Here is a 26,197-nt window from a genome sequence, read left to right on the forward strand (position 1 = left end):
TATGGCGATGGCGGGCGGCCCTGCGATCGCCATAAAGCTCTCAAAGCGGCGAGAGCGATCCGCAGCATCTTCGCCCTGGCATTTATTTGCTCCCGTCATTTTGGTCGGCTGCCGCGGGAGTAACGGCAACACCTTTAAAGCGGGAGTGGGGGCGAGCTTTTACTGCCGCCGTTAAGGTTTTCGCTCCTCCCCCACTCCGTACTCCCGGTTAGCGCTTCGCGACCGGCACGTAGTCGCGGCGTGCCGCGCCGGTGTACAGCTGACGCGGACGGCCGATCTTCTGTTGCGGATCGGACAGCATTTCGTCCCAGTGGCTGATCCAGCCCACGGTGCGCGCCAGCGCGAAGATCACGGTGAACATCGAGACCGGGATGTTCAGCGCGGCCAGCACGATGCCGGAGTAGAAGTCGACGTTCGGGTACAGCTTGCGTTCGACGAAGTACGGGTCGTTGAGCGCGATCTGTTCCAGCTTCATCGCCAGCTTGAACTTCGGATCGTCGTGCAGACCGAGCTCGTTGAGCACGTCGTGGCAGGTCTCGCGCATGATGCTGGCGCGCGGGTCCATGTTCTTGTACACGCGGTGGCCGAAGCCCATCAGGCGGTAGCGCTTGTCCTTCACGCCCTGGATGAATTCCTCGATGTTGTCCTCGGTGCCGATCTCGTCGAGCATCTTCAGCACCGCTTCGTTGGCGCCGCCATGCGCCGGGCCCCACAGGCAGGCGATGCCCGCGGCGATGCAGGCGAACGGATTGGCGCCGGAGGAGCCCGCCAGACGCACGGTCGAGGTCGAGGCGTTCTGCTCGTGGTCGGCGTGCAGGATCAGGATGCGGTCCAACGCGCGCACCAGCACCGGGTTCGGCTCGTACTGCTCGCACGGGGTGGCGAACATCATGTGCAGGAAGTTGGCGCTATACGACAGGTTGTTGCGCGGGTACATGAACGGCGCGCCGATCGAGTAGCGGAAACACATGGCGGCGATCGTCGGGATCTTGGAGATCAGACGGAACTTGGCCACCTTGCGGTGCTCGGGGTTGGAGATGTCCAGGCTGTCCTGATAGAACGCGGACAGCGCGCCCACCACGCCCACCATCATCGCCATCGGGTGCGAGTCGCGGCGGAAGCCCTTGAAGAAGCTGGACAGCTGCTCGTGCACCATCGTGTGGTGCATGATGGTGTAGTTGAATTCTTCGCGCTGCTTGGCGGTCGGCAGTTCGCCGTTCATCAGCAGATAGCAGCACTCGAGATAATCGGATTGCTCTGCCAGCTGTTCGATCGGGTAGCCGCGGTAGTAGAGCTGGCCCAGATCGCCATCGATGAAGGTGATCTTGGACTCGCAGCTCGCGGTGGCGAGAAAGCCCGGGTCGAAGGTGAACATGCCGGTTTTGGCAAAGTTGCGGATGTCGACGACGTCCGGCCCGAGCGAGCCGGCCAGCACCGGCAGATCCAGGTTTTCTTTGCCTTCGCTGTAAGTGAGCGTCACTTTACGGTTGGTTTCCACTAGCGTAACTCCCAGTTGTTATGGTGTTTGTTTGCAGCCCATCGACCGCCCTCGCGGGCGGCTTTCCCCTACCTCATTCAAACGGCGCGCAATAGCCGCACGATCGCCATCAGCGCGGGATCGTCCAAATCGGCTTTGCCGTTGACGACATCCAAAAAATCGTTGTCGTCCAACGCCAGCAGGCGGCGATAATCCGCCAACTGGTCCTGATCGAGTTCGTCGAACCCGCGCGCGAGGAACCGTTCGAGCACGATATCAAGTTCCAGCAATCCGCGCCGCGAGCGCCAGCGAATCCGCTTCTTTTCCGTGGCGTCGATCAGGGTCATACCGCGCGCTTCACCATCAGGTCCTTGATCTTGCCGATCGCGCGGGTCGGGTTCAGATGCTTCGGACAAACGTCGACGCAATTCATGATGGTATGGCAGCGGAACAGGCGATACGGGTCTTCCAAGTTATCCAGGCGCTCGCTGGTGATCTCGTCGCGCGTGTCGGCGATGAACCGGTAGGCGGCCAGAAGGCCGGCCGGGCCGACGAACTTGTCGGGGTTCCACCAGAACGACGGGCACGACGTCGAACAGCAGGCGCACAGGATGCATTCGTACAAGCCGTCGAGTTCCTTGCGGTCCTCCGGCGACTGCAGGCGCTCACGCTCCGGCGCCGGCGTGTTGTTGACCACGTACGGCTTGATCGAATGGTATTGCTTGAAGAACTGGGTCATGTCGACGATCAGGTCGCGCACCACCGGCAGGCCCGGCAGCGGACGCAGCGTCACCGGCTCGGCCAAGGTCGCCACGTCGGTCAGGCAGGCGAGCCCGTTCTTGCCGTTGATGTTCATGCCGTCGGAGCCGCAGATACCTTCGCGGCACGAGCGGCGGAACGACACCGTATCGTCCATGGCCTTGAGCTTGGTCAGCACGTCCAGCAACTTGATGTCCTTCGGACCGATCTCCACCTCGTAGTCCTGCATGTAAGGCTTGGCATCGGTCTCCGGGTTGTAGCGGTAGATCGAGAAACGCATTTTCTTCATGGCTCGGCTCCGGGTCAGAAAGTCCGCTCTTTCGGCGGGATGTAATCCACCGAAAGCGGCTTGGTGTGCACCGGCTTGTAGCGCAGGCTGCGGTCAGAACCGAAGTACAGCGAGTGCTTCATCCAGTTTTCGTCATCACGCGTCGGATAATCGTCGTGCGCGTGCGCGCCGCGCGACTCCTTGCGTGCCTCGGCCGCCACCAGCGTGGCCACGGCCACCTCGATCAGGTTTTCCACCTCCAGCGCCTCGACGCGCGCGGTGTTGAACACCTTGGACTTGTCCTTGATCTGCAACAGACGGGCGCGTTCGGCCACTTGCGCGATCTCGTCCACGCCGAGCTTGAGGTTGGCGCCGTTGCGGAACACCCCGGCGCGCGACTGCACGGTGCGCTGCATCGCGGCGCGCACGTCGGCCACTTCCTCGCCGTTGGTCTGGCCATCCAGACGCGCCACACGGGCGAGCGAACGGTCGGCGGCGTCGGCCGGCAGATCCTTCCAGGTCGGCATTTCGTCACGGATGTACTTGATCATGCTGTCGCCAGCCGACTTGCCGAACACCACCAGGTCCAGCAGCGAGTTGGTGCCCAGGCGGTTGGCGCCGTGCACCGAGGCGCAGGCGCACTCGCCGGCGGCGTAGAAGCCGTTGACGCGCGCTTCCGGGTTGTCCCCCTGAGGCGCGACCACTTCGCCTCGGTAGTTGGTCGGAATGCCGCCCATCATGTAATGACAGGTCGGAATCACCGGGATCGGCTCCTTGATCGGGTCGACGCCGGCGAACTTGATGGCGATCTCGCGGATGCCCGGCAGACGCTGATTGATGATGTCCGGACCGAGGTGGTCGAGCTTGAGCAGCACGTGATCCTTGTGCGGACCGCAGCCGCGCCCCTCCAGCACCTCGAGCTCCATCGAGCGCGAGACGAAGTCGCGCGGCGCCAGGTCCTTCAGGTTCGGCGCGTAGCGTTCCATGAAACGCTCGCCATTGGCGTTAAGCAGAATACCGCCCTCGCCGCGCACGCCCTCGGTAATCAGCACACCGGCGCCGGCCACGCCGGTCGGGTGGAACTGCCAGAACTCCATGTCTTCCAGCGGCAGGCCGGCGCGCACGCACATGCCCAGGCCGTCGCCAGTATTGATGAAGGCGTTGGTCGACGCGGCATAGATACGGCCCGCGCCGCCGGTGGCGAACAACACCGCCTTGGCGTGCAGGATGTAGATATCGCCGGTCTCCATCTCCAGCGCGGTGACGCCGACCACGTCGCCGTCGGCGTCGCGGATCAGGTCGAGCGCCATCCACTCGACGAAGAACTGGGTATTGGCGCGCACGTTGCGCTGATAAAGCGTGTGCAGCATGGCATGGCCGGTACGGTCGGCCGCGGCGCAGGCGCGCTGCACCGGCGTCTTGCCGTTATGCTGGGTGTGGCCGCCGAACGGACGCTGATAGATCTTGCCGTTCTCCAGCCGGTCGAACGGCATGCCGAAATGCTCCAGCTCGACCACCGCGTCAGGCGCGGTGCGGCACATGAACTCGATGGCATCCTGGTCGCCCAACCAATCCGACCCCTTGACGGTATCGTACATATGCCACTGCCAATGGTCTTCCTGGACGTTGCCCAGCGAAGCGGAAATCCCGCCTTGCGCCGCCACGGTGTGCGAACGGGTCGGGAATACCTTGGAAAGCACGGCGGTCTTGAGGCCGGCCTCGGACAATTGCAGCGCGGCACGCAAACCGGCGCCGCCGCCACCAACAATTACTGCATCGAAACGACGAACAGGTACGCCCATTACAGCCCCCAGACTACCTTGACGGAATAGATGAGACAGGACACCAGCCACAGAATGGTCAACACGTGCAGCGTCAGGCGCACGCCAACCGGCTTAACGTAGTCCATCCAGATATCGCGCACGCCCACCCAGGCATGCAGCAGCAGCGCCAACACGGTGACCTGGGTCAGCAAGCGCACCCAGGTGCAGGCGAACAACGCCTTCCAGCCCGCGAAGCCCGACGGCATCACCAGCAGGAACAACACCAGCGCCAGCGTGTAGGCCAGCATCACCACCGCGGTGACGCGCTGCGCCAGCCAATCGCGCAGACCATAGTGAGCGCCGACAACAATACGGTTCACCATACCGCCACCCCCAGAATCACGGTCAGCGCCAGGCTGACGACCAGCACGGTCTTGGCGGTCGCTCGCGCGGTGGCGAGTTCCAGACCCTTGTGCATGTCAAGGAACAAAAAGCGAATGCCGGCGCAGGCATGATGCAGGAAGGCCCACAACAGGCCGATCAACACCAGCTTGACGAGCGGATTGGCAATCAGGATACGGAAAGAATCGAAGGACTCGGCCGAGCTCAAAGAGCCCTGGAGGAGATAGATCAGGACAGGCAGGAACAGGAACAGCGCCACCCCGCTGACCCGATGCAAGATCGAGACGATGCCGGGCACCGGCAGCCTGATCTTGGCCACGTCCAGATGCTTGGGTCTTTGCTTCTGCATTTGGTTTTCCACTTTGTTGAGCAATATGTCTTAGCCACGCACGCCTGGACAGGCGGGAGGCCTGAGCACGCCGGCTCTTTTGTGTTACGGCCGGCTGGGCTCCCTTTTTGTCACATACTTAATACTTCTGGCATATGACTGATGAATTCTATCAAATGCGGGCACTCCCCGCCCGCTTCATGGCTGCCGCCCGGTGGTGTAGGCAAGCGCATCGGTCAGGCACACACGCTGACGCCATTCCAGCGGTTCACCCTCCATGGTGGTCGATACCCGCAACTGCGACAGCGTCGGCTGATCGGGCGCCACGCCCAACATCGCGGCGTCCTCGCGCGACAGCGCCACCGCGCGCCATTGCTCCACCGCCACCCGAGGCCGCACGCCAAAACGCCGCTGCAACGTCACATAGACGTCACCGCCGCACTGCCGGATCGACCGCGCATCCAAGCCGTCAAACGACTCGGCCGGCAAATAGGCGTCGTCCAAGGCCACCGCCATGCCGCGCAGGCGCCACAGCTGCCGCACGCGGATCACCGCCTCGCCGCGCCGCAGCCCCAGCGTCTGAGCCACATCTTCCGGCGCGTTGCCGCGCGAGCAGCCCAACAACTCCAACACCAGCATGTCCGGTTTTTCATCCAGAAAGCCGGGGGTGACCAAATAACCAGCCCCCCAGTCGCTGGCGACTTCGGCCACGAAGGTGCCGCGCCCCTGGCGCCGGTATAACACCCCCTGCGCCACCAGTTCGCCCAGTGCCTTGCGGACGGTTCCCTGGCTCACATCCAGCTGCGCCGCGAGTTCCCACTCGCTTGGCAAGGCCTGATTGGCTTGCCATTCGCCTTCGCCGATGCGCCGGATCAAAACCGACTTGATTTGTGCATAAAGCGGCAGGCGCCGCAGCGTGTTTCTCATCATCCCCGTCTTTTTATCACCAAACAAATCAAGCGTAAAGACTAGTCTTATATAAGACATAAGTTTAAAGCCGGGATATTTCGCCAAGTCGGACATTTCCGAACACATTACTAATTCTGCGTGCTACACTCAGTCATCCTGACGCAAACGCAGCACCAAAACGGACACACAAAGGAGAGTCAGTCATATGAAAGCCCCCGTACGCGTAGCCGTAACCGGCGCCGCCGGCCAGATTGGTTACAGCCTGCTGTTCCGCATCGCCAGCGGCGAAATGCTCGGCAAGGATCAGCCCGTCATCCTGCAACTGCTCGATCTGCCGCAAGCGCAGACCGCGGTCAAAGGCGTGATGATGGAACTGGAAGACTGTGCCTTCCCGCTGTTGGCCGGCATGGTCGCCACCGACGATCCCAACGTGGCGTTCAAAGACGTGCAAGTCGCCATCCTGGTGGGCGCCCGTCCGCGCTCGAAGGGCATGGAGCGCAAGGATCTGCTCGAAGCCAACGGCGCCATCTTCACCGTGCAAGGCAAGGCGCTGAACGACCACGCCGCGCGCGACGTCAAGGTGCTGGTGGTCGGCAACCCGGCCAACACCAACGCCTACATCGCCATGAAGAGCGCGCCGGATTTGAATCCGCGCCAATTCACCGCCATGTTGCGTCTTGACCACAACCGCGCCCTGTCCCAAGTGGCGGCCAAGGCCGGCAAGCCGGTGTCCGCCATCCGCCACATGGCCGTCTGGGGCAACCACTCGCCGACCATGTACGCCGACTACCGCTTCGCCTCCGTCGACGGCAAGAGCGTCAAGGATCTGATCAACGACGAGGCCTGGAACCGCGAAGTGTTCCTGCCGACCGTGGGCAAGCGCGGCGCCGCCATCATCGAAGCGCGCGGCCTGTCCTCGGCCGCTTCGGCCGCCAACGCCGCCATCGATCACATCCACGACTGGTGGCTCGGCACCGACGGCGAATGGGTCACCATGGGGGTGGTGTCCGACGGCTCCTACGGCATCCCGGAAGGCCTGATGTACGGTTTCCCGGTGGTGTGCGAAAATGGCGACTACAAGATCGTGCAAGGTCTTGCCATTGACGACTTCAGCCGCGAACGGATGACGCTGACCCAGAACGAACTGGAAGAAGAACGCGCCGCGATTCTTCCCCTGCTGGGCTAAAGCACTCGCCGTTTCGCCAGTGGCGCAACGGCAGCCGACCGAAGCGCACCCTCATCACGGGTGCGCTTTGTCTTTGTCGATACGCGTTTTTTGATTCTTTATTTGGAGTAGCAACAGATGATCGAAGCCGAGGTATTGAACCAGATCACGGCCAAAATGGATGACATGGCCAGCCGATTGACCGATATCCGGGGGTATCTTTGACTACGCCGGGAAAAAAGACCGGCTGGAAGAAGTCGTCCGTCTGAGCGAGGATCCGGACGTCTGGAACGACCAGAAGCGCGCTCAGGATCTGGGCCGCGAACGCAAGCTGCTCGAAGACGTCGTCCTGACGCTGGAAGCGCTGACCGCCGGCATCGGCGACAGCCGTGATCTATTCGACATGGCGTGCGAGGAAGGCGACGACGATACCGTCCTGGCGGTAGAGGCCGATCTTACTGCCATCGAGGCGAGCCTGGCGCAACTCGAATTCCGCCGCATGTTCAACGACCCGATGGACCCGCGCCCCTGTTTCCTGGATATCCAGGCCGGCGCCGGCGGCACCGAGGCGCAGGACTGGGCCGGCATGCTGCTGCGCATGTACACCCGCTACGCCGAACGCAAAGGGTTCAAGGTCGATGTACTGGAAGAGTCGGAAGGCGAAGTCGCCGGCATCACCAGCGCCACGTTGAAAATCGAGGGCGACTACGCCTACGGCCTGTTGCGCACCGAGACCGGCGTGCACCGCCTGGTACGGGTTTCGCCGTTCGATTCCAACGCCCGCCGCCACACGTCGTTCTCTTCGGTATTCGTCTATCCCGAGGTCGACGACTCGATCGAAATCGACATCAATCCGGCCGATCTCAGAATAGATACCTACCGCGCTTCCGGCGCGGGCGGTCAGCACATCAACAAAACTGACTCTGCGGTTCGCATTACCCACAACCCTACCGGCATTGTGGTACAGTGTCAGAACGACCGATCACAGCATCGCAACCGCGACGAAGCCATGCAGATGCTGCGTGCCAAGCTATATGAGCTAGAGCTTAAAAAGCGCAATGCGGCCAAGCAGGCACTGGAGGACAGCAAAACCGACGTGGGCTGGGGACACCAGATCCGTTCCTATGTGTTCGACCAGTCGCGCATCAAGGATCTGCGCACCAGCCACGAAGTGGGCAATATCAAAGCCGTGATGGATGGCGACCTCGACGGTTTCATCGAGGCCAGCCTGAAGCAAGGCGTATAAATTACCGGGGATGGTCCCCGGTTGCAGTAAGGGGAGCCCTCCTCCCGGCGTACACTACCCCACGCGCGCCGACAGCGGCTTCCCTCTTCCGTAGCTAATGGAGCTTTTATGTCTGAACACGAACAAACCTCTGCGATTCAGGACGAAAACCAAATCATGGCGGAGCGCCGCCTGAAGCTGAAAGCCATCCGCGAAAAAGGCGTCGCCTATCCGAACGATTTCAAACGCACCGCGTTTGCCAAAGATCTGCAGGATAAACACGCCGGTAAACCGGGTGATGCGCTGGAAGCCGAAAAGATCGAGGTCGCCGTCGCTGGTCGCATGATGCTTAAACGTGTGATGGGCAAGGCATCATTTGCCACGCTGCAGGATTACACCGGCGCGATCCAGATCTTCGTCGCCAGCGACGACATTCCGGCCGACATCTACGACGACTTCAAGCGTTGGGACATCGGCGACATCCTGGGGGTGAAGGGCACGCTGTTCGTGACCAAGACCGGCGAGCTGACCGTGCGCGCGAGCGAAATTCGCCTGCTGTCGAAGGCGATTCGCCCGCTGCCGGACAAATTCCACGGCCTGGCCGACCAAGAGCAGAAATACCGCCAGCGCTACGTCGACCTGGTCATGCACGAAGACTCGCGCAGCGTCTTCATGAAGCGCTCGCAGATCATTCAGGGCATCCGCCAAGTGATGATCGGCGAACGCTACCTGGAAGTGGAAACCCCGATGATGCACCCGATTCCGGGTGGCGCGGCGGCGCGTCCGTTCAAGACGCACCACAACGCGCTCGACATGCCGCTGTTTCTGCGCATCGCGCCGGAGCTGTATCTGAAGCGTCTGGTCGTCGGCGGCTTCGAGCGCGTGTTCGAGATCAACCGCAACTTCCGTAACGAAGGGATGAGCACCCGCCACAACCCCGAGTTCACCATGATGGAGTTCTACGAGGCTTATTCGGATTACCATCGCATGATGGAAATGACCGAAAAAGTCATCCAGGACGCCGCCATGCGTGTTTGCGGCTCGTTGCAGATCCCGTACCAGGGCAAGACCGTCGATCTGTCGAAATTCGACCGGCTGACCATCGTGCAGGCGATCAAGAAGTACAACCCGCAATACACCGATGCGCAATTGAACGACGAAGCCTGGGTGGCGGCGGAAATCCAGCGTCTGGGCGGCAAGCTGCCGCCGGCCAAGGGGCTGGGCAGCCTGCATCTGGCACTGTTCGAAGAGTGCGCCGAGGGCCTGTTGTGGAATCCGACCTTCATCATCGACTATCCGGTGGAAGTGTCGCCGCTGGCACGAGCCTCGGACAAGCACGCGGGCATCACCGAACGCTTCGAGCTGTTCTGCGTCGGCCGCGAACTGGCCAACGGCTATTCCGAGTTGAACGACCCGGAAGACCAAGCCGACCGCTTCATGCAGCAGGTCAAGCAGATGGAAAGCGGCGACGACGAAGCCATGCACTATGACGCCGACTACGTGCGCGCGCTGGAATACGGCCTGCCGCCGACCGGCGGCTGCGGCATCGGCATCGACCGCCTGGTGATGCTGTTGACCGACTCGGCCTCGATCCGCGACGTGATCCTGTTCCCGCACATGCGTCCGGAATAAGCGTAACCGGCTTCACCACAAGCCGCGCAGCCCTTGGGTTGCGCGGCTTTTTTATTGCCATGTTGATAAGAGGGGCATCATCGACCAAACCACGTGTCGTTCGATACGGAACACGCGCAGGCCGCTAGGGACCCGCGCGCGTTGTCATGGCCGGGCAAGGCACTTGCCGCGAATGCCCAACACGTATTGGGCCGCGACATGCGACCAGGCAATCAGCTGCCGCGCCAGTAGCGCCTCGGCCACCGCCTGCGGGATCTCCTCGTCCCCCAGTTGATCATCGATGATCCGCTGCAGCCAGTACCGCTCTTCCTCGCTGAGATTATCCATACCCGCCCTCCCTGGGGCCTGAGAGTTTGCTCGCCTCCCCCGATCCTAACCCTTGGTTCTAGGGCCTGTCTGCAAACTATTTGCGGCTGCGGCCAGTGTCCGCCGGATGCAGCGCGAGGAGTGCGCCCCGCCGCAGTGTCATTCACTGCCAGGGGCAAACGACAAAGCGATGCGCCGGCAGACGCCGGCCCCGAAGGGCTGGTCTGGCAAACGGCCATCTGCGTCGTTGCGCGGCTTGGCCTTAGAATGACTAAGGCCGGCGCCCCCCGCCTAGCATCTGGCCGTTTGTCAGGCCAGCGCAGTTCACAAATAGTTTGCAGACAGGCCCTAGTCCGAGGCGAGGTTCTCACCCCTGTCAATTCAATACGGGTTGTATAATTGATATAACAATTTTTTTGTCATAGTGTTCGAGGGCCGCCGCGTCAGGCGGTTTCCCCTCACTGTAGTTCCCATCTGAAAGGGCATCACTATGACGACCAAACCCGTTGTCGACCTCAGCAATGCCAGCAACGAGGATTTGAAACAAATCCACAGCGCGGTATTGCAGCAATTGACCTCGCGCGCCATGAATCCCGCCACGCTGGCAGACGGCTACGACCGCCACGGCAGTGGCCACTCGCGTTCCGGCGGCAATCCGATGACTCAGCAGCAAGTCGTCGATCCCGCCAACGTCGCTGCCGCGCGCGGAGGCTGAGATCGTGAGCACAGTGGCTCGGGGGGCCGCCCAAGCGCTCGACTGGATCGTGCTGAAGGTGGTGCAGCGCTGCAATCTCAACTGCACCTACTGCTACGTCTATAACCGCGGCGACGATTCGTGGAAGTCGCGTCCGCCGATCATTACCGATGCCGTCGTCGACCAACTGGCCGCGCGCATCGTCGCGCATTGCGCCCGGCATGGCTTGAACGCCTTCGTCATCGAACTGCACGGCGGCGAACCGCTGCTGTTGGGCAAGCGGCGCATGCAGCGCCTGATCGACACGCTGCGCGCGCGCACGGCGCCGATCACCTTGCGCTTCATCCTGCAAACCAACGGGCTGCTGCTGGACCAGGAATGGCTGGCGCTGTTCGACCGCAACGCCATGTCTTTCGGCATCAGCCTAGACGGCCCGCCGGAAGTGGCCGACCGTTTCCGCATCCAGCGCAATGGCCGCGGGTCGACACAGAAGCTCCTCGACAAAATTCGCACGCTGCGCGCGGCCGGACCGGACTTCGACCGGCTCATGGGCAGCATTCTATGCGTCGTCAACCCGGCCTTGCATGGCGGCAAACTCGTGCAGTGGTTTATTGACAATGGCTTTGACGCCTTTGAGTTTTTGCTGCCGGACGGCAATTACGCCAACTACCCGCAAGGTTGGACCGGCGTCGCGCCCTATCGCCGCTTTCTACTCGAAGCGTTCGACGCCTGGTATGCGCTGGGGAGCCACGCGCCGCAGATTCGCTTGTTCGAAATGATGATGCTGGGATTCATGGGAATCAAATCGCCGCTTGACGCGCTGGGCGGGGATTTGCGCCGGCTGTGCGTGGTCGAGTCGGACGGCTCGATCGGCATCAGCGACGTGGTGCGCATGTGCGGCGGCGAATTTGCCAACGACAAGCTGAACATTTTCCGGCATCCGCTCGATCTGCATGCATCGGTCTATCAACTGTCGCAACTGCAGCGCCCCTGCGCGCAATGCCAAGCCTGCCCGCACCTGGCGAGCTGCGGCGGCGGCTACTTGCCGCACCGTTTCGACGGCAGCGGCTTCGATCACCCGTCGATTTATTGCCAAGCGCTGTACGCGCTGGCCGAGCGCATGTTGCGCGCGATCCGGCGCGACCTGCCGCCGACGCTGCTCAGCGATCCGACCTGCAGCCTTTGGACAGCCGACCTGGCTGAATGACCATGCCGATAGAAACGCACGAAAACCGCTACCGTCAATTCGCCAACCCGCAGACCCCATTCGATCCGGCGCTGTTCGACGCCGTGGTGCAATGCCATGCGCAAGCGGTGCTGGACCTATTTCTCGAACGGCGAGCGGCGCAGATCGCCGAGCAGAGCGACGGCGTCGCGCCGCTGATTGCGCGCTGGCGCCAAATCGCGCGCACAGCCGAGGCGGCGACGCATATCGCCTGGGACATGGCGTTTGGCCGGGTGCAATGGGCACTGGAAACCGACGAGGTCGATCCGGCGGATGTCGCTTTGCACCTGGCGCTTCATCTGTCGGCGCAAGGCCTGCCCGGGCAGTGGCATGGCCGGCTGCGGGCGGGAGGCGTCATGCGCTGGGGGCGCTGGCTCTTGCCCGTCGCGCAGGATATCGCGGTTGACAGCGATGGCCGCGTGGCGCGGGTGACGTTTATCGACGCCGAACGCGGCGAGCCATGCGAAAGCGTATTTCACGCCCACGCCGATGGCTGGCGCTGCGACAGGCCGCCCATGTTGCAGCAAACCGGCACGCGCCAACCGATCCTGCTCTTGCCCGAGCGGGCCATCCGCGGCCAACTGACGTTAGAGGATCAGTTCGGCAGCATCGTCGGCTATCCCGAACCGACGGCGGCCATGGCCGACACGCTGACACAGGCGCTCGGCCTGCTCGCGCGCTATGCGCCAGACTATTTGGTTTGGGTCGAGCGCGTGATTCGCGGCGTAGTGATCTGCCAGTGCCGGGAAACACGCACGCGCAGCAGCACCTGGTCCGAGGCGCCCGGCATCATCCTGCTGTCACACACCACCGATGCGGTGACGGTGGCCGAGATGCTGGTTCATGAGGCCTCGCACCAGTACTACCATGTGGTCGGGCGCGTCGGCAAAGTCGACGACGGCAGCGATACACGGCTGTATTTCTCGCCGGCGGTGGCGCGCGAGCGGCCCCTCTCGCGCGTGTTGATCGCCTATCATGCCTTTGCCAACATTCTGCTGATGTATCGTGCCTTCCGCCAAAATGGTCTGCCCGAGGCCGGCACCGAATGGGCGCGGACCGCCGAGCGCATGGAAAGCGACGTCGGCGTGCTGGAGGCCCCGCTCATCGGCAATCCGGCATTGACGGGCTATGGCAGGGCGCTGTTCACGTCCCTCTCCCAACGGGTTCACCGGCGGGAGGCCATCGATGGCTGATCCCCCGGCGGTGGCCCTCACGGACCTACCGTCTCTGCTCGCCTGGGAAGCGTCGCCCGGCGCATGGCGCCCATGGCGGACGATGTACGATGCCTTCTTGTGGCGGCGTGCCCGCGCCTTGTGCGCACAAAACCCCGACGATGCCTGCATCGCCCTGGCGCTGCAGGCGTTACCGCCGGCCAAGCGGCGGCGCTTCTTGCGCACGCCGCAGGTCGCCCGCCTGCTCTACCGTCAAGATGGCGAACACCCGTGGCGCGGCGGCGCGACCTTTGCGCGCGAACTCCTGGCGGAGCTCGGCTCCGCGCTCCCGCGCGATCGCGGCAACACCTTGCTGCCCGCCGCCTTGACGCTGGACATCGATGGCGACGCCCCTTTTCCTGACGAGGACGACGGCTTTGCCACCCTTTGCTATCGGCCAGGCGAGTGCGACCGGGTCGTGAGCAAATTGCGCGATGCCATGATGGCGCTAAGACGGCTGTCGCCGACAATCGCGGCGCTCGTGACCTCCTGGATCTCTGTGCTGGCGTTGCGCCGCCAGCCAGGCAAACCCAATGCGCTCTTTTCCAGCACCTTCAGCCATGCCGTGGGTCTGGTGCGCATTACCAACGCCCATTTGGCCGAAGCCGACAGGACCTCGCTGATGGACGCGCTGGTCCACGAGGCGATTCACAGCCTGCTGTATGGCTACGAGGAGTCGCGCGCACCGTTTCAGACGGAGCCGGCCTGGCGGGTGCCCATCCGTTCACCGTGGACCGGTGCCACTTTGGCCCTGCCATCGTATCTGCAAGCTTGCTTGGTCTGGTACGGCCTCTATCATTTATGGCGCCTCGCCCAGCGTGCCGGATTCGGGCCTGCCGAACGCGTGGCAGCGCTCGCCGGGCGCGCGCGCACCGGCTTTCATCACCGGCCGGTATCCCAGGGGCTGGCCGATTATCACGCCTGGGTCGCCCCCGATTGCCTAGCGCTGCTGTACACGATCGAGGGGCGGATGTTGAACGAAGTCTGGGTATGAGGCCACGACATAAAAAGGCCCCCTCAAGAGGGGGCAAGTTCAATGAAATCACACTTCACGTTGCAGCTATCGCCGCACTACCGTTTACGCCACCATCGCAGAAGCCCATGCCCTTTCGGGCGCGTAAACGCCAGGTAGCGTGCCAGCAGCAGTTGCTGGCGCCGCGCCCACGCATCCTGCGGCACCATAGCGGTTTGCTCGGGTGCATCGTGATTCAGCAAATGGCTATAAAGGCCCATGGTCTTCTCCTCATCATGCCGTCTACAAACGGCAGTCTCTTGAGCATAGAAGACAAAATATAAAATATGCATAAATCCGTATAGGCGCCCCCGCTGGCCTTGACCGATTTTTGTCATCTATTTACGGTAAGCTCGGCCATAGTTAAGTGGCATAATAACCATACCAATAAAATTGGTATTAGCGGAGTCCTTGCTTATGACATCGAAGCCCGACAACAAACAAATCGATCTTTCCACTGAACAGCCCGCCGATCCGTCGCGGCGCAAATTATTCGAAACCGCCGCCGCATTAGGCGTGGCGAGCGTCATGCCGGCCGTCTGGTCGCAAGACGCCGAGGCCGCCGCGGCGCCGGCCATCGTCGCCGGCGGCGCGCTTGACGCGCGCCTCAAAGCGCACGTCAAGAATATCGTGGTGATCTATCTGGAAAACCGCAGCTTCAACAACCTGTTCGGCGATTTTCCCGGCGTGCGCCATCCGTTGTCCGCCGTGCCCACCGAGGTCTATCAGCAAAAAGACCGCGATGGCGTCACCGTGCTGCCGACCTTGCCGAAAATCTGGGGCGGTTTGGTGCAGAAGGGGCAAACGGTCGCCGGCAAGTACTATTTGATCGGCGAGGATAAGATCACCGGCCTCGCCAATGCGCCGTTCCCGCTCAAGGACGCCGAGGGCGCGCTCTTGCCGCAGGCGGTGGTCACCCGCGATTTGTGGCACGTGTTCTACCAAAACCAGATGCAGATCAACGGCGGCAAGAACGACGGCTTCGTCGCCTGGGCCGACTCCGGCGCGCTGACGATGGGTTATTACGCCGATAGCGCCCAAAATCTCAACCAGTGGCGCATCGCGCAGGAATACACGCTGTGCGACAACTTCTTCATGGCGGCTTTCGGCGGCTCGTTTCTCAACCACCAGTTCCTTGCTTGTGCTCGCGCGCCGGTCTACCCCAATGCCGCCAATAGTCCGGCCAAAGGCAAGATCGCGGTGCTGGAGGACGGCCCGACCGGCTGGCATCTGAAACCGGCGGCCGACAGCCCGGCCTCGGCGCTCGGCGGCCAGCCCAAATTCGTCAACAACGGCGCCATCTCGCCGGACGACTACGCCGTCAACACCATGGCGCCGCCCTACCAGCCGAGCTACATCCCGCCGGCCCAAGGCGGCGACCCCAAGCTTGCCGATCCGCAAAACCCCAATACCCTGCCGCCGCAGACGCACGACACCATCGGCGATCTGCTGTCGCATAAGGGCGTCAGCTGGACCTGGTACGCCGGCGCCTGGCAAGCCGCGCTGGATGGCAAGGGCGGACCGGACGCGCCGAATTTCCAATACCATCACCAGCCGTTCAACTATTTCCAGCGCTACGCCCCCGGCACCGCGGCGCGCGCCCAGCATCTGCGCGATGCCGGCCTAGGCGACAGCCCGATGTCGAATCATTTCCTGGCCGACATCGAAGCCGGCAAACTGCCGGCCGTGGCCTTCTATAAGCCGCAGGGCAACCTCAACCTGCACGCCGGCTACTCGGACGTCGAATCGGGCGACCGCCACGTCGCCAACGTGCTCGGCTATCTGAAGAACAGCCCGCAATGGAAGCACATGGTGGTTGTGATCACCTACGACGAAAATGGCGGCTGGTGGGACCACGTCGCGCCGCCGAAAGGCGATCGCTTCGGTCCCGGCTCGCGCATTCCGGCCATCGTCGTGTCGCCGTTCGCGCGCAAAGGCCACGTTGACCACACCTTCTACGACACCACGTCGATCCTGCGCCTGATCACGCGCGTGTTCGATCTGCCGAAGCTGGAAGGCATCAAGCTGCGTGACGAGGCATTCGCCGCGCAAGGCAAACCCGGGCCGGGCGATTTGACCAACGCGCTGTCGATCTGACCCACGCGGCATCCTAAGCCCGCCGGTTTGAGCCCGCCCGATGGCGGGCTCAGGCTGTTGATTTAGTGGTTTGCAGCGGTTGCGGAGGACCCGGCAAAGCCGGGCCTTAGTGGCAACTGACTGATTTCGCAGCCTGCCCATCGATTCCCTCTCCCCTCGCCCTCTCCCTGAGAGGGGGTGCTCGCTTCGCGAGCAAGGGTTTGTCAACACCCTCAGCCCGCCCTATGGCAGGCTTTTTATTTTTTCCACTATATTCAATTCATCAGTATCAAGATAAAACACGATGACGAACGAATTGGACATGCCATCCGCCGTGGGCAGGCTGGCGGGGCTGACGCTCCTGGTCGCGGAAGACAACCAGATCAACCAAATGGTGCTGGAGGACATGCTGCACAGCGAGGGCGCGCGCTGGGAGCTGGCGGCCGACGGCCGCGAGGCGGTCGAACGGCTGCGTCAACATGGCGCCGGCTATTTCGACTTGGCATTGATCGACATTCAGATGCCGGTCATGGACGGTTTGGAAGCGGCGCGCCAACTGCGCGCCCTCGCCCCCGCCCTGCCGATCGTCGGCCAAACCGCCGGCGATCAGCCGGAAGACCGCGCCCGCTGTCTGGCGGCGGGCATGGTCGACCACATCGCCAAACCGATCGAGCGCGAGCTGATGGTCGCCCGCATCCTGCGCCATGCCCGCAAGACCCAGGCCCCACCCTCGCAGGAGAGGGCGCCCGCGTCGCCTTGGCAGGCCTTGGAGGAACGGTACGCCAGCCAGCCGGTCTTCGTCGGCCAACTGTTGCGCACGTTTCTGCACAGCAACAGCGGTCTCCCCCGTGAACTGCGCGCGGCTCTCGCGCAACAAGACCTTTCCACGCTGGCTGGCCTCGCGCATAGCCTCAAAGGCATGGCGGCCAGCATTGCCGCCCGCGGCCTGCACGCGCGGAGCCTCGCGGTGGAACAAGCCGCGCGGCAGGCTGCGCCGGACCTGTCGGACTTGACCGATAGACTCATCGCCGACTTGGAGGAAACACTGGGACAGATCCAGAAACGTCTCGATCTGTAACAAATTCGAAACTCTCCTATACTGCCCTTATGTTCAATGCCGACTAGGCCTCGACCATGACCACCTCCGGCGATCAATCGATCCAGGCATTGAACCCCGAGCTATACGACGCCCTGTTCCGCGCCATCGCCGAGCACTCGATCAACGTCATCGGCGTGAAAGACCTGGACGGCCGCTATCTTTACGTCAATCCGCAATACGGCCAGCTGTTTCACCACCCGCTCGCCCACTTCATCGGCCATACCGACGCCGAGCTCTTCCCCTCCGACATCGCCACCGCCTTTCGCGCCAACGATCTGCGGGTGCAACAGCAAGGCCAGGCGCTGACCGTCGAGGAAATGGCCTGGGTGGATGGACAAAAGCGGCATTTCCTCTCGGTCAAGTTCCCGATACGCGACCATCACGGCCATCTGTACGCCACGGGACTCATCGCCATCGATATTCACGCGCGCAAAACCACCGAGCAGCAGTTATGGGCCAGCGAGGAGCGCTTCCGCTTGGCGTTCGAACACGCCACGGCCGGCATGGCGATGATCGACATCAACGGCATCATCCTGCGCATCAATCCCCATGGCAGCCATCTGCTCGGCTATGAGCGCGCCGAGCTGGAAGGCAAGCGGCTGAGCACCGTCACCCATCCGCAGGACCGCGCGCGCATGACGAGGCTGATCCGCATGGCCGTGCGCCGCGGCCTCCATCAAGCCAACATCGAGAAGCGCTATTTACACAAGGACGGCCGCGTCCTGCGCTGCCGCGTCGCCATCTCGCTGGTACGTGACGACATGGGCCAGCCGCTGTATTTCATCGCCCACATCAACGACATCACCGAAACCCTGCGCATCGAGGAAGAACTCACCCGGCTCGCCAACACCGACCCGCTCACCAGTGTGGCCAACCGCCGGCCGTTTCTGGAACGCATGCAGCAGGAACTGGCGCGCGTGCGGCGCTATGGCACGCAGGCATGCTGCCTGATGCTCGATTTCGACCACTTCAAGCACATCAACGATCACTGGGGACACAGCACCGGCGACGCCGTGCTGCAGTATTTCAGCCGAGCGTGCCAGCAGCGCCTGCGCGCAACCGACTTGCTGGGAAGGCTGGGGGGGGAGGAGTTCGCCATTCTGATGCCGGACACGCCGCTGGAAGGCGCGCGCGAACTGGGCGAGCAACTGCGTAGCTGGGTGGAGACGCATCCGCTGGAAATCGGCAAACAGCGCATCCCCTTCAGCATCAGCCTGGGGCTCACCACGCTGCGCGCGGATGACAAAAACCCGGACCAGGTGCTATCGCGCACCGACGAAGCGCTTTACCGCGCCAAAGACCGCGGCCGCAATCGTTTGGAGACCGTTTAGGGTCTCCTAAGCCACCGTGTCCTTGGTCGGCATCAGCACCCCTTGTCCAAGCAGCACGGCAAACTCGGCCGCGGGCAGCGGCTTGGCCAGCAAGTAGCCTTGCACCAGATCGCACCCCTCGGCCAGCAGGAACTGCCACTGCTCGATGGTTTCCACCCCTTCGGCCACCACCTTCATATTCAGCGTCTGGGCCATGTTGATGACCGCCTTGGCGATTTCGCAATCGTCGCTGTCTTCCGGAATATCCAGCACGAAGGAGCGGTCGATCTTCAGCTTATCGGCCTTGAAGCGCTTGAGGTAGGACAGACTGGAGTAACCGGTGCCGAAATCGTCAATCGACAATTGCATGCCCATGCGCTTGATGGCATCGATGGTTTGCTCGGTGGAATCGACGTCCTCCATCACCACGCTTTCGGTCACCTCGATATCCAACGCCCGCCCGGGCAGGCCGTTGGCCGATACCGCACGCTCCAGCGTCGACACGAGCTCGGCTTGGCGGAACTGTAGCGCCGACAGGTTGATCGCTAGCGAAATTTCCGGCAGGTCCGCGGAGCGCCAAGCGGCCAGTTGCCGGCACGCCTCGCGAATCACCCAATTGCCCAGTTGCACGATAAAGCCGCGTTCCTCGGCCACGTCGATGAAGCGGTTCGGTCCGAGCAAGCCCAGCGCGGGGTGGTTCCAGCGGATCAGCGCCTCGGCGCCGACGATGCGCCCGGAGCGCATATCGACCTGCGGCTGGTAATGCAACATAAATTCGTTGCGGTCGAGCGCGAAGCGCAGCTGACTCTCGATCGCCAGAATCTCGTGCGCCCGGGCATTGAGGTCGGCGGTATAGAACTTGAAGCTGTTGCGGCCGAACGACTTGGCGTGATACATCGCCGCGTCGGCGTTGCGCACCAACATGTCGAAGTCGTGGCCGTCCTCCGGGTAGATGCTGATGCCGATCGACGGGGTGATGCTGATCGAATGATTATGCAGATCGACCGGCGGCGCGAAGGCATGGATGATGCGTTCGGCCACCACGGCCGCCTCGCCGGGATCGACGATCGCGGGCAGCATGATAATGAATTCGTCGCCCCCCTGGCGCGCCACCATCTGCCCCGGCGCCAGCACCGACTTGATGCGGTCGGCGGCGACCTGCAGCAGCGTGTCGCCGGCCGAGTGGCCGAGCGACTCGTTGATGGTCTTGAAGCGGTCCAGGTCGAGCAACAAGAGCGCCAGGTGCAGGTTGTCGCGCCCGGCGGCGGTGATGGCGAGTTCTGTGCGGTCTTGCAATTGGGCGCGGTTGGGCAGACCAGTGAGCACATCGAAGTGCGCCAGGAACTGGATGCGTTCGTCGGCGGCGCGCCGTTCCGACTGATCGCTGAATATCGCCACGTAATGGGTCAGCTCGCCCAACGCGCTCTTCACCACATTGATTGCCAGCCATTCGGGGTAGATTTCGCCGTTCTTGCGCCGGTTCCATATCTCGCCCTGCCAGAACCCCTGGCTGCCCAACTGCTGCCACATCTGTGTGTAGAAAGCGTTCTCATGCCGCCCCGACGACAAAATGCTCGGCTTTTGCCCCAGCACTTCCTGCTGGCTGTACCCGGTGATATCGCTGAACGCGCGGTTGACGATGCGAATGCGCAAATCGCCATCGGTGATCATGATGCCTTCGGTCGTGTTCTCGAACACCTTGGCCGCCAGCTGCATGCGTTCCTCGGCGCTCCGACGTTCGGAAATGTCGCGCACCATGCGCCATACCGCGTTGATGCGGCCGCTCGAATCGCGCATCGCCACCGTCTTGACGCTCACCGGCACCGGGTTGCCGAAACGGTTCAGATAGGAGGCCTCGAATTCGTCGCAGTAGCCGAAGCGCAGCACCTTGTTGTCCAGGTTGAAGTGTTCGAGCGCCTCGCTCTCTTGCGCCACCAACGACCAGAAATTTTGCAGCTTGAGCTGGTCGAGGCTGTAACACATCAGATTGAGAAAAGCCGGATTGGCATCGATGACCTGGCCATCGAGGGAACTGATGACGATGCCGTCGAGATTGGACCAGAACAACTCGCGGTATTTGGTTTCCGAGCGGCGCAACGCCTCTTCCATTTCGCGCCGGCGCGCGATATCGGCCTCAAGCGCGATGGTCTTGGCACGCAACTCATCGAACAGACGCTTGAGCTCGGAGCGCGTCCATTCCAAATGGCGTCCCAAACGGCCGATTTCGTCGCCGCGCGCCCAATCGAAATGCCCCTCGAGCTTGAGCTCGGCCAGCTGGGTGGCTTGGTGCGTCAATTCACGGATCGGTCGCAGGAAACGGGAATGCAACAACGCCATGATCAACAGCATCGACAACACGATCTGCGCCAACAGCGTCATCACCATGTGCTGCAGGTCGCTCTTGAGCTGATTGGCCAAATGCTCGGTATCGAAGACGATGGTGACGAGGCCGATTTCCTCCCCACGGTAGATCACCGGCTTTTGCAGCACCGATACCGAGCCGATGGCGCGGTCGCTGCGCATGGAAGAGAGGAAAACGGTGTTCGACTGGGTATCGGTCACGCGGATCGACACCACGCGCGGATCGTCCATGACCGATTCGATCAGCGGCGCGCCCGACTGCCGGCTGAGGTTCCATAACGGCTCCTGCATGCCAAGCGCCAAAATATCCAGCACGCGGCGCTCATCGGTGGCCAGCGCCGCGGTGGCTGTTTCGCGCTGCAAATTCAAGGTCAGGGCGCCGATCAACACCACCGGGATCAACACCCCCAGCAGGACCGCGATCAGAAATACAGTGCGCAACGACAGTACGGCGGAAAAACCGGCTTTTACGTTCGACGTTGTCATGCGATCTCAGTCCGTCCAAATCACCCATCAAGGCGGGTGGTTGAATAATGTCGATCATCTTTCAGTAAATTATACACATACATCATTATTTAACTTAGTTTGTCGTTATGTCTTTTTATTTATAACTTGACGAAATTTCCGCAAAGACAGAAATACCGTCGTATTGACAGGCCATTGGATTGCCTTGCTTTAGGCTAATGCCTACAATCGGTTCATTTTCTATTCTGGATCGATAACATGGCTGACAAGACTTATGACCTTGTAGTGACAGCGCGCTGGATGATCACCGTCGAAAAAGACGGCGAGGTGCTGGAGAACCATGCTCTGGCCATCCGCGATGGCGTGATCGAGGCGATTCTACCCGCCGCGCAGGCCGCCTCGCTGCCCGCCACCCGTCACGTCAAGCTCGACAGCCATGTCCTGATGCCCGGTCTGATCAACCTGCATGGCCACTCCGCCATGACGCTTTTGCGCGGCCTGGCCGACGACATGGCGCTGATGGACTGGTTGACCGGCTATATCTGGCCGGCCGAAGGCAAACACGTGCGCGACGACTTCGTGTTCGACGGCGCAAGGCTTGCCATGGCGGAAATGATCCGCTGCGGCACCACCACCATCAACGACATGTATTTTTTCCACGGCGCCATGGCGCGCGCCGGGCTGGCCGCGGGGGTACGTACTTTCGTCGGCTGCTCGATTCTGGAATTCCCCACCAACTACGCCGTCACCGCCGATGATTATCTGAGCAAGGCGCTGGCGGAACGGCGCGAATTCCTTGGCGAGGAGCTGGTGACGTTCACCCTGGCGCCGCACGCGCCCTACACGGTCAGCGACGAAACCTTCCAAAAAGTGGTCACCCTGGCCGAACAGGAAGACATGCTGATCCACTGCCATATCCACGAAACCGGCGGCGAGGTGGACACCAGCCTCAAGGAATATCATCAGCGGCCGCTGTCGCGCCTCAAAGCGCTGGGCTTGTTGTCGCCGCGCCTGATCGCCGCGCACATGGTGCACCTGTCGCCCGAAGAGATCGAGCTCGCCGCCAGCCATGGCATTTCGGTGGCGCACAATCCGTCGTCCAATATGAAACTCGCCTCCGGCATCGCGCCGATCCCGCAAATGCTGGCCGCCGGGGTCAATGTCGGCATTGGCACCGACGGCGCCGCCTCCAACAACAAGCTCGATATGCTGGCCGAGACACGGCTGGCCGCGCTGCTGGCCAAAGTCGGCACGCTCGATCCGACGGCGGTGCCCGCCGCGGTGGCGTTGCGCATGGCCACGCTCAACGGCGCCAAGGCGCTCGGCATCGACGATCGCACGGGCAGCCTGAAAGCCGGTAAGCAGGCCGACGTCATCGCCATCGATCTATCGGCACTGGAAACCGCGCCGGCCTTCGACCCCATCTCGCATGTGGTATATGCCGCTGGCCGCGAACAAGTCAGCCACGTATGGGTCAAAGGACAATCGCTGATGAGCGAGCGTAAACTGCTGACTCTGGATGAAAGCGCGCTGAAGGCCAAGGCAGAGGACTGGCGCCACCGTATCGTGAGTACCAAATGAGCATGGATATCAACGTCGACGAAAGCGAGCTGGAGAAATTCAGCGAGCTGGCACACAAGTGGTGGGACCGCGAGAGCGAGTTCAAACCGTTGCACGACATCAACCCGCTGCGGCTCGGTTTTATCGACGGCCACGCGAAACTTGCCGGCAAGCAGGTGCTGGATGTCGGCTGCGGCGGGGGCATTTTGGCCGAGAGCATGGCGCAGGCGGGGGCATCGGTGTGCGGCATCGACCTGGCGAAAAAATCGCTCAAGGTGGCGCAGCTGCACAGTCTGGAGTCCGGCGTGGCGGTCGATTACCGCTGCGTGCCGGTCGAGGCGCTGGCGGCGGCCGAACCGGCGCAGTACGACGTGGTCACCTGCATGGAAATGCTTGAGCACGTGCCGTCGCCGTCAAGCGTGATCGCCAGTTGCGCCCAATTGGTCAAACCCGGCGGCTGGGTATTCTTTTCCACGCTCAACCGTCACCCGATGGCCTATATGCAAGCGATCATCGGCGCCGAATACCTGCTAGGCATGCTGCCGCGCGGGACGCATGATTATGCACGCTTCATCAAGCCGTCCGAGCTGTCGCGGATGCTGCGTCAGCAAGACCTGGAGCTGGTCGAGCTGACCGGCATGCATTACAACCCGCTCGCCAAGATCTATTCGCTTGGCGGCGACACCATGGTCAACTATCTGATCGCCACGCGCCGCGCGGTCTAATTTCCGCCGCGTCGGTTTGGGCGTATTCGCCACCGGCAATACGCCCAAACCCGCCTCCTCGCGCCATCTTCCCTTGCGCCAGATCACACGCGGGCGCGCATCGCCGATTTTTCGCTCGCCCTATCAGTTGTCATCCAGGTAGAATGATTGTCCATTGTTTGACAAACAAACAATATAATTTTATTTAATATATTATAAATAAACTGCATTGCACCACGACCTGTAAGCGGGAGCCGTTATGTCATTCAAGGCCAACGATTCGCTGACCGAACAAATTGCCCAATACCTCGAACAACGCATCATCTTGGGAGAAATGAAGCCCAGCGAACGGATTCAAGAGCTGCGCATCGCCGCCGAGCTGGAAGTCAGCCGCGGTTCTGTGCGCGAGGCCTTGCTGATCTTGCAGCGGCGGCACCTGGTGGATATTTTTCCGCGCCGCGGCGCCGTGGTGGCCAGCATCACCCCGCGCGACGTCAAAGATTTCTTCGAACTGTGGCTCATGCTGTTCGATCACGTGGTGTGCAATCTGGCGCAGAATTGGAAGAACGACGACCTGGCCGGTTTTTTCGAGCTGATGACGCAGATGGACCAGTGCCAGCGCCAAGGCGATCTGCAAGGTTTCTATCAGCACGGCATGGACTTCCTGCGCACGCTTTACCTCTATGCCGACAACCGCTATCTGAGCAACGCGCTTGCCGATCTATTCCCGCTGACGCAACGTTGCCTGTACGCCATCCTGCGCGCCGGCCAGACGCAAATCGCCCGCACCCACCGTTTCCTGGAAGACCTGCTCAAAGTGGTGATCGAACGCGATGTGGCGCGGCTGCACCGCATGGTGACCGACTTCGGCGCCGGCTATAGCCAGTTGGCGCAGGCGTCGGCCGAGGCGCTGCAAGGCCGCGGGGGCCGCTAGCCACGGCGGTATTCGACGAATGCGAAGCGCACGCCGCCGGCGCTGACGAGCGCTTCGCGCGCCGTTTCGCGCCAGCCAGCCGATAGAAACTCGGGAAAATACGCATCGCCAGCCACCGTAAGGTCGATCTCGGTCAACAACAGACGGTCGGCTCGCGCCAGCGCCAGCGCATACAACTCGGCGCCGCCGATCAGACACACCTCGTCCACATCGCCGGCCAAGCTCAGCGCCTCATCCACGCCGTGCGCGGTTTCCACGCCATCGGCGCGCCAATCGCGCTGGCGCGTCACCACGATGTTGCGCCGGCCCGGCAACGGGCGGCCGATCGATTCATAGGTCTTGCGCCCCATGATTACCGGCTTGCCGAGCGTCAACGCCTTGAAATGTTGCAGATCTTCCGGCAAACGCCACGGCAGGCGGTTATCGACGCCGATCACGCGGTCGGCGGCCATGGCGGCCACCAAGCTCAAAAGCGGCCTCGTCATACCGCCACCGGCGCTTTGATATGCGGATGCGGGTCGTAGCCTTCCAAGACGAAATCCTCGAAGCGGAAGGCGAACAAGTCGGTCACCGCCGGATTGATGCGCATGACCGGCAGCTGCCGCGGCGCGCGCGCTAGCTGCTCGCGCGCCTGCTCGAAGTGATTGCTATAGAGATGGGCATCGCCCAGCGTATGCACGAAGTCGCCCGGCTGCAGGCCGCAAACGTGGGCCACCATCTGGGTCAGCAGCGCGTAGCTGGCGATATTGAACGGTACGCCGAGGAAAATATCCGCCGAACGCTGATACAACTGACACGACAGCTTGCCGCCGGCAACGTAGAACTGAAACAGCGAATGGCAAGGCGGCAGCGCCATTTGCTCCACCAGCGCCGGATTCCAGGCCGACACGATCAACCGGCGCGAATCCGGATTGCGGCGGATCATCTCCACCACCTGGGCGATTTGATCGATCTTGCCGCCGTCCGGCGTGGGCCAGCTACGCCATTGGTATCCGTACACCGGCCCCAGATCGCCGTGCTCATCGGCCCACTCGTCCCAGATCGACACACCGTTTTCCTTCAGATAACGGATATTGGTATCGCCGGACAAAAACCACAGCAACTCATGGACGATGGACTTCAGGTGCAGTTTTTTAGTGGTCACGAGCGGGAACCCCTCGCTCAGATCAAAGCGCATCTGATAACCGAACACCGATCGGGTACCGGTGCCGGTACGGTCCGATTTGTCCTGACCGTGCGCCAGCACGTGCTGCATCAAGTCCAGATACTGTTTCATGGGGCCTCTGACGATGGGATGGCAAAACGCTTCGAT

25 protein-coding genes are annotated in these 26,197 nt (G+C 62.1%); 13 read left to right on the top strand and 12 right to left on the bottom strand.

Annotated features, from left to right (window positions below; genetic code table 11):
• Nucleotides 1–208: 208 nt before the first annotated feature.
• The 7 genes from gltA to JOZ06_RS16510 form a co-directional block, all read right to left on the bottom strand.
• On the bottom strand, nt 209–1,498 hold the full coding sequence (gene gltA / locus JOZ06_RS16480) for a citrate synthase (RefSeq protein ID WP_293234392.1): 1,290 nt from the start codon (nt 1,496–1,498) through the stop codon (nt 209–211).
• A 77-nt stretch (nt 1,499–1,575) separates the two neighbouring features.
• Complete coding sequence (locus JOZ06_RS16485) at nt 1,576–1,824, bottom strand: succinate dehydrogenase assembly factor 2 (protein WP_293234394.1); 249 nt, start codon at nt 1,822–1,824, stop codon at nt 1,576–1,578.
• Nucleotides 1,821–2,525, bottom strand: coding sequence for a succinate dehydrogenase iron-sulfur subunit (locus JOZ06_RS16490; protein WP_293234396.1), 705 nt, complete (start codon nt 2,523–2,525; stop codon nt 1,821–1,823). The genes JOZ06_RS16485 and JOZ06_RS16490 overlap by 4 nt, the downstream gene beginning before the upstream one ends.
• A gap of 14 nt (nt 2,526–2,539) precedes the next feature.
• The gene (sdhA, locus tag JOZ06_RS16495) at nt 2,540–4,306 is read right to left on the bottom strand and encodes a succinate dehydrogenase flavoprotein subunit (protein ID WP_293234398.1); all 1,767 of its coding nucleotides are present in this window, start codon (nt 4,304–4,306) and stop codon (nt 2,540–2,542) included.
• A complete protein-coding gene (gene sdhD / locus JOZ06_RS16500) occupies nt 4,306–4,650 on the bottom strand; it encodes a succinate dehydrogenase, hydrophobic membrane anchor protein (protein WP_293234400.1) in 345 nt (114 codons plus the stop codon). Before sdhD ends, sdhA begins: the two co-directional genes overlap by 1 nt.
• Nucleotides 4,644–5,018 (bottom strand): succinate dehydrogenase, cytochrome b556 subunit, encoded by a 375-nt coding sequence (sdhC, locus tag JOZ06_RS16505; protein WP_293234402.1) that lies wholly within the window; start codon nt 5,016–5,018, stop codon nt 4,644–4,646. The genes sdhD and sdhC overlap by 7 nt, the downstream gene beginning before the upstream one ends.
• A 177-nt stretch (nt 5,019–5,195) precedes the next feature.
• Nucleotides 5,196–5,927, bottom strand: coding sequence for a GntR family transcriptional regulator (locus JOZ06_RS16510; RefSeq protein WP_293234404.1), 732 nt, complete (start codon nt 5,925–5,927; stop codon nt 5,196–5,198).
• A gap of 184 nt (nt 5,928–6,111) precedes the next feature.
• Between JOZ06_RS16510 and JOZ06_RS16515 the strand changes: the two genes are divergently transcribed.
• The 3 genes from JOZ06_RS16515 (at nt 6,112) to lysS (ending at nt 9,928) form a co-directional block, all read left to right on the top strand.
• On the top strand, nt 6,112–7,092 hold the full coding sequence (locus tag JOZ06_RS16515) for a malate dehydrogenase (protein WP_293234406.1): 981 nt from the start codon (nt 6,112–6,114) through the stop codon (nt 7,090–7,092).
• A gap of 120 nt (nt 7,093–7,212) precedes the next feature.
• Nucleotides 7,213–8,317, top strand: a protein-coding gene (gene prfB, locus JOZ06_RS16520) for a peptide chain release factor 2 (protein ID WP_293234456.1) whose coding sequence is annotated in 2 segments (ribosomal slippage) — nt 7,213–7,293 and nt 7,295–8,317 — 1,104 coding nt in all. Because the reading frame shifts where the segments join, the coding sequence is not laid out codon by codon here.
• 108 nt (nt 8,318–8,425) lie between these two features.
• On the top strand, nt 8,426–9,928 hold the full coding sequence (gene lysS / locus JOZ06_RS16525) for a lysine--tRNA ligase (protein WP_293234408.1): 1,503 nt from the start codon (nt 8,426–8,428) through the stop codon (nt 9,926–9,928).
• 144 nt (nt 9,929–10,072) lie between these two features.
• On the opposite strand, the gene JOZ06_RS16530 is transcribed toward lysS, so the two are convergent.
• Nucleotides 10,073–10,255, bottom strand: coding sequence for a hypothetical protein (locus JOZ06_RS16530; protein WP_293234410.1), 183 nt, complete (start codon nt 10,253–10,255; stop codon nt 10,073–10,075).
• A 469-nt stretch (nt 10,256–10,724) separates the two neighbouring features.
• Between JOZ06_RS16530 and JOZ06_RS16535 the strand changes: the two genes are divergently transcribed.
• Genes JOZ06_RS16535 through JOZ06_RS16550 form a run of 4 tightly spaced genes read left to right on the top strand, consistent with a single transcriptional unit; the run spans nt 10,725 to nt 14,358 of the window.
• Complete coding sequence (locus JOZ06_RS16535; RefSeq protein ID WP_293234412.1) at nt 10,725–10,949, top strand: hypothetical protein; 225 nt, start codon at nt 10,725–10,727, stop codon at nt 10,947–10,949.
• A gap of 4 nt (nt 10,950–10,953) precedes the next feature.
• A complete protein-coding gene (locus JOZ06_RS16540; protein ID WP_293234414.1) occupies nt 10,954–12,135 on the top strand; it encodes a radical SAM protein in 1,182 nt (393 codons plus the stop codon).
• A gap of 2 nt (nt 12,136–12,137) precedes the next feature.
• Complete coding sequence (locus JOZ06_RS16545; RefSeq protein WP_293234416.1) at nt 12,138–13,346, top strand: HEXXH motif-containing putative peptide modification protein; 1,209 nt, start codon at nt 12,138–12,140, stop codon at nt 13,344–13,346.
• The gene (locus tag JOZ06_RS16550) at nt 13,339–14,358 is read left to right on the top strand and encodes an HEXXH motif-containing putative peptide modification protein (RefSeq protein WP_293234418.1); all 1,020 of its coding nucleotides are present in this window, start codon (nt 13,339–13,341) and stop codon (nt 14,356–14,358) included. Before JOZ06_RS16545 ends, JOZ06_RS16550 begins: the two co-directional genes overlap by 8 nt.
• A gap of 77 nt (nt 14,359–14,435) precedes the next feature.
• Here JOZ06_RS16550 and JOZ06_RS16555 read toward each other — a convergent pair whose 3' ends face one another.
• Complete coding sequence (locus JOZ06_RS16555; RefSeq protein WP_293234420.1) at nt 14,436–14,597, bottom strand: hypothetical protein; 162 nt, start codon at nt 14,595–14,597, stop codon at nt 14,436–14,438.
• A 196-nt stretch (nt 14,598–14,793) separates the two neighbouring features.
• Between JOZ06_RS16555 and JOZ06_RS16560 the strand changes: the two genes are divergently transcribed.
• The 3 genes from JOZ06_RS16560 to JOZ06_RS16570 all read left to right on the top strand — a co-directional run bounded on the left by JOZ06_RS16560 (nt 14,794) and on the right by JOZ06_RS16570 (nt 18,882).
• Nucleotides 14,794–16,473, top strand: a complete 1,680-nt coding sequence (locus tag JOZ06_RS16560; RefSeq protein WP_293234422.1) for an acid phosphatase — start codon at nt 14,794–14,796, stop codon at nt 16,471–16,473.
• A gap of 283 nt (nt 16,474–16,756) precedes the next feature.
• Nucleotides 16,757–17,530 carry a hybrid sensor histidine kinase/response regulator gene (locus JOZ06_RS16565; protein ID WP_293234424.1) on the top strand — a complete coding sequence of 258 codons (774 nt, stop codon included), beginning with the start codon at nt 16,757–16,759 and terminating at the stop codon, nt 17,528–17,530.
• Nucleotides 17,531–17,586: 56 nt separating this feature from the next.
• Complete coding sequence (locus JOZ06_RS16570) at nt 17,587–18,882, top strand: sensor domain-containing diguanylate cyclase (RefSeq protein ID WP_293234426.1); 1,296 nt, start codon at nt 17,587–17,589, stop codon at nt 18,880–18,882.
• A 6-nt stretch (nt 18,883–18,888) separates the two neighbouring features.
• Here JOZ06_RS16570 and JOZ06_RS16575 read toward each other — a convergent pair whose 3' ends face one another.
• Entirely contained in the window at nt 18,889–21,708 is a 2,820-nt protein-coding gene (locus tag JOZ06_RS16575; protein WP_293234428.1) for an EAL domain-containing protein, read from the bottom strand.
• Between the two features lie 237 nt (nt 21,709–21,945).
• Between JOZ06_RS16575 and JOZ06_RS16580 the strand changes: the two genes are divergently transcribed.
• The 3 genes from JOZ06_RS16580 to JOZ06_RS16590 all read left to right on the top strand — a co-directional run bounded on the left by JOZ06_RS16580 (nt 21,946) and on the right by JOZ06_RS16590 (nt 24,885).
• The gene (locus JOZ06_RS16580) at nt 21,946–23,268 is read left to right on the top strand and encodes a TRZ/ATZ family hydrolase (RefSeq protein WP_293234430.1); all 1,323 of its coding nucleotides are present in this window, start codon (nt 21,946–21,948) and stop codon (nt 23,266–23,268) included.
• On the top strand, nt 23,265–23,972 hold the full coding sequence (ubiG, locus tag JOZ06_RS16585) for a bifunctional 2-polyprenyl-6-hydroxyphenol methylase/3-demethylubiquinol 3-O-methyltransferase UbiG (RefSeq protein ID WP_293234432.1): 708 nt from the start codon (nt 23,265–23,267) through the stop codon (nt 23,970–23,972). Before JOZ06_RS16580 ends, ubiG begins: the two co-directional genes overlap by 4 nt.
• Nucleotides 23,973–24,210: 238 nt before the next feature.
• Complete coding sequence (locus JOZ06_RS16590) at nt 24,211–24,885, top strand: GntR family transcriptional regulator (protein ID WP_293234434.1); 675 nt, start codon at nt 24,211–24,213, stop codon at nt 24,883–24,885.
• Here the strand turns inward: JOZ06_RS16590 and JOZ06_RS16595 are convergent.
• Nucleotides 24,882–25,370, bottom strand: a complete 489-nt coding sequence (locus JOZ06_RS16595) for a dihydrofolate reductase (RefSeq protein ID WP_293234436.1) — start codon at nt 25,368–25,370, stop codon at nt 24,882–24,884. The two genes, JOZ06_RS16590 and JOZ06_RS16595, sit on opposite strands and share 4 nt — an antisense overlap.
• Nucleotides 25,367–26,161 (bottom strand): thymidylate synthase, encoded by a 795-nt coding sequence (locus JOZ06_RS16600; protein WP_293234438.1) that lies wholly within the window; start codon nt 26,159–26,161, stop codon nt 25,367–25,369. The genes JOZ06_RS16595 and JOZ06_RS16600 overlap by 4 nt, the downstream gene beginning before the upstream one ends.
• Nucleotides 26,162–26,197: the final 36 nt, after the last annotated feature.

The sequence above is a fragment of the Paludibacterium sp. genome (assembly GCF_019232825.1).
In the GTDB taxonomy this organism is placed as follows: Bacteria; Pseudomonadota; Gammaproteobacteria; order Burkholderiales; family Chromobacteriaceae; genus Paludibacterium.

Excerpts from the sequence above, each read along its gene's own strand:
- JOZ06_RS16485 (WP_293234394.1), bottom strand. The coding sequence starts at position 1,824 with ATGACCCTGATCGACGCCACGGAAAAGAAGCGGATTCGCTGGCGCTCG.
- JOZ06_RS16490 (WP_293234396.1), bottom strand. The coding sequence starts at position 2,525 with ATGAAGAAAATGCGTTTCTCGATCTACCGCTACAACCCGGAGACCGAT.
- sdhA (WP_293234398.1), bottom strand. The coding sequence starts at position 4,306 with ATGGGCGTACCTGTTCGTCGTTTCGATGCAGTAATTGTTGGTGGCGGC.
- sdhD (WP_293234400.1), bottom strand. The coding sequence starts at position 4,650 with ATGGTGAACCGTATTGTTGTCGGCGCTCACTATGGTCTGCGCGATTGG.
- sdhC (WP_293234402.1), bottom strand. The coding sequence starts at position 5,018 with ATGCAGAAGCAAAGACCCAAGCATCTGGACGTGGCCAAGATCAGGCTG.
- JOZ06_RS16510 (WP_293234404.1), bottom strand. The coding sequence starts at position 5,927 with ATGATGAGAAACACGCTGCGGCGCCTGCCGCTTTATGCACAAATCAAG.
- JOZ06_RS16515 (WP_293234406.1), top strand. The coding sequence starts at position 6,112 with ATGAAAGCCCCCGTACGCGTAGCCGTAACCGGCGCCGCCGGCCAGATT.
- lysS (WP_293234408.1), top strand. The coding sequence starts at position 8,426 with ATGTCTGAACACGAACAAACCTCTGCGATTCAGGACGAAAACCAAATC.
- JOZ06_RS16530 (WP_293234410.1), bottom strand. The coding sequence starts at position 10,255 with ATGGATAATCTCAGCGAGGAAGAGCGGTACTGGCTGCAGCGGATCATC.
- JOZ06_RS16535 (WP_293234412.1), top strand. The coding sequence starts at position 10,725 with ATGACGACCAAACCCGTTGTCGACCTCAGCAATGCCAGCAACGAGGAT.
- JOZ06_RS16545 (WP_293234416.1), top strand. The coding sequence starts at position 12,138 with ATGCCGATAGAAACGCACGAAAACCGCTACCGTCAATTCGCCAACCCG.
- JOZ06_RS16550 (WP_293234418.1), top strand. The coding sequence starts at position 13,339 with ATGGCTGATCCCCCGGCGGTGGCCCTCACGGACCTACCGTCTCTGCTC.
- JOZ06_RS16555 (WP_293234420.1), bottom strand. The coding sequence starts at position 14,597 with ATGGGCCTTTATAGCCATTTGCTGAATCACGATGCACCCGAGCAAACC.
- JOZ06_RS16560 (WP_293234422.1), top strand. The coding sequence starts at position 14,794 with ATGACATCGAAGCCCGACAACAAACAAATCGATCTTTCCACTGAACAG.
- JOZ06_RS16565 (WP_293234424.1), top strand. The coding sequence starts at position 16,757 with ATGACGAACGAATTGGACATGCCATCCGCCGTGGGCAGGCTGGCGGGG.
- JOZ06_RS16570 (WP_293234426.1), top strand. The coding sequence starts at position 17,587 with ATGACCACCTCCGGCGATCAATCGATCCAGGCATTGAACCCCGAGCTA.
- JOZ06_RS16575 (WP_293234428.1), bottom strand. The coding sequence starts at position 21,708 with ATGACAACGTCGAACGTAAAAGCCGGTTTTTCCGCCGTACTGTCGTTG.
- JOZ06_RS16580 (WP_293234430.1), top strand. The coding sequence starts at position 21,946 with ATGGCTGACAAGACTTATGACCTTGTAGTGACAGCGCGCTGGATGATC.
- ubiG (WP_293234432.1), top strand. The coding sequence starts at position 23,265 with ATGAGCATGGATATCAACGTCGACGAAAGCGAGCTGGAGAAATTCAGC.
- JOZ06_RS16590 (WP_293234434.1), top strand. The coding sequence starts at position 24,211 with ATGTCATTCAAGGCCAACGATTCGCTGACCGAACAAATTGCCCAATAC.
- JOZ06_RS16595 (WP_293234436.1), bottom strand. The coding sequence starts at position 25,370 with ATGACGAGGCCGCTTTTGAGCTTGGTGGCCGCCATGGCCGCCGACCGC.
- JOZ06_RS16600 (WP_293234438.1), bottom strand. The coding sequence starts at position 26,161 with ATGAAACAGTATCTGGACTTGATGCAGCACGTGCTGGCGCACGGTCAG.